The 2,505-nt window shown below is 40.4% G+C and carries 1 pseudogene; it reads right to left on the bottom strand.

The features are described from left to right. Positions 1–2,505, bottom strand: a pseudogene (locus CER18_RS10145) (hypothetical protein); the annotation flags it as partial.

Here is a 2,505-nt window from a genome sequence, read left to right as displayed (position 1 = left end):
ATCTGCCTTATCATAATGAACAACCACTGAATCATCCGACTGAAGATGATTAATTTGGTTGGTGATCTCATTGGTAATTTTATTCTGGACATTCGTGATAGAAGCACCAACTCCTTCAAAAGCTTCCGCTACATTTTTGTAAGTCTTATTTTCTTCCTTGCCATCGCCTGTAACAGTTTTAACTGTAAACGTTGGATCAATCCATTGACCTTCTTTATAACCAGATCCGCCACCTAAGTAAGTCGCAACCTTATCATTGGTTTCATAAAGCTGGGAGCCATTTACTGCCTCATGTGAATCTTTAGAGATTGTTCCACCTATCAAACCAGAAAGACTGCGGTTCTCATTATTCTTATTTTGAAGATTAATTATTGTACCTTCTACTTCTTTACCAATAGTAATAGGAGCACCATCTTTTGCTTGCTTAATAAGACTATCACTAACTACAGTGGTAATTTCATTGTTTATCTCTTGTTTAACATTTGTGATAGAACTACCAACCCCTTCTAAAGCTTCCGCTACAGTCTGATAAACCTTCTCTTCAGAAGTCCCATCATCTTTGACAGTCTTAACCTTGAAACTAGGAGCACTCCATGCGCCATTCTCATAACTCGCTCCGCCACCAAAATACTGCGCAACACTGCTGCCTAAACCATAAAGCTGAGAACCTGTGATCGCTTCTGTTGAAGCAGCAGAAATATCTCCATTGGCAAGATACTTAATCTTGCTCGCCGTTTTTGCTCCATCTTTCCCATGTTGAGCAACAAAAGCTTTATCAGTTTCACTCCACAACAACGCATCGCCTTGAACTTCTTGCGTAATATTGGTGATGCTTCGACTAAACTCTTTTTGAAGTTTTTCAAAAGAGCTTCCTACGCCCGTAAATGCTTCTGCAACTGTACTATATTCTTTATCTTCAATGGAAACACCATCTTCTTTGACAGTCTTAAACTTAAAGGCTGGTGCACTCCATGCGCCATCTTTATAATTCGCATCACCACCAAAGTACTGCGCAACACTGCTGCCCAAAGCATAAAGCTGTGAACCATTAATGGCATCGGTTGAGAGAAAACTAATAACGCCACCTTTAAGAGATGTAATCTTACTGTTTTCTTCTTTATCTCCATGTTGCGCTAAAAAGGCATTTGACTCCTTGCTCCAGTTCAGAGAATCTTGTGCAACTCCTTGAGAAACTTCCTTAATACGCTTATTCACATTCTTGATATTATCATCAAGACCTGTAAAGGCGCTGCCAACGTCATTAAAGTCTTTTGGCTTCACACGACCTTCTTCAGAAACACTCGATAATTTATACGTGGGCCCTGTAAATGCACCACCACTAAATGCTGCTCCACCACCCAAGTATTTCGCAACTTCTTCACCGATGGTATGAATCTGACCACCCGTAACTGCATCATGGGAATGCTTAGAAATCGCACCATCAGCAACATTGTGGAGAGCTGTGGCGGTTTTATCCTTACCACCAAAAGTTATACTCTCATAATTAACCGTGCCACTTTCATCACCTGCCTTATCATAATGAACAACCGCTGAATCTTCTGATTGGAGATGATTAATTTGATTGGTTATCTCATTGGTAATTTTATTCTGGACATTCGTGAAAGAAGCACCAACTCCAGTTAAAGCCTCTGCAACAGTATTATACTTCATCTCTTCAGAGTTGCCATCATCCTTAACTGTCTTAACCGTAAAGGTAGGTGCAGTCCATTGACCATTCTCGCTATAACCAGAGCCTCCACCTAAATAGCTAGCAAGTCGCTCATTCAGCGAATAAAGCTGACCACCTGTTACTGCATCCGTCGAATCCTTAGAAACATTACCGTCTGAAAGAAACGTAATTTTGCTGTTTTCTTGTGTCGCAACAGCTCTGCCTTTGGGGCCTTTACTCTTTTCATGACGCGCTACAAATGCACCGACTCCATCATTCCATAACAAAGCATCTTTTTCAATATGTTGAGAACTATCCGTTATTTTTTGATCAAAATCTTTGATCGTATTCGTTATACGAGTATTCACATTCCCAAGACCATGATCAAGCGCAGAAAGAGCTGAACCAACATCATTGTGAACAGTTTGTGATGAGCTTATTTCACCATTTGTTCTAATATCATGTACCCCATAAGATGGCTCGATGAAGGCACCACCACTAAATGCTGCACCACCACCTAAGTATTTTGCAATATCCTCGCCGATTTTATTAATCTGCTTGCCATTGATCGCATCATGAGATCCTGAAGAAATCGCACCATCAGCAACATTATGCAAAGCAACAGCAGGAGAATCTTTACCTTTTCCAAAAGTGATACTCCCATAATTAATAGTGCCACTTTCATCATTTGTCTTATCATAGTGGACAACCGCTGAATCATCCGACTGAAGATCCTTAGAAAGACCTTTCAAACTGTCTTCGAGTTGTTTCTTATTAACCGCTTCATTATCTTTCTCTGCCGCCTTAACACCCGAAAGAGTTCTATCCTTACTGTC

It is taken from the genome of Bartonella tribocorum, from assembly GCF_002777915.1.
GTDB lineage: Bacteria > Pseudomonadota > Alphaproteobacteria > Rhizobiales > Rhizobiaceae > Bartonella > Bartonella tribocorum_A.
This window is presented reverse-complemented; position numbering and strand designations above follow the sequence as displayed.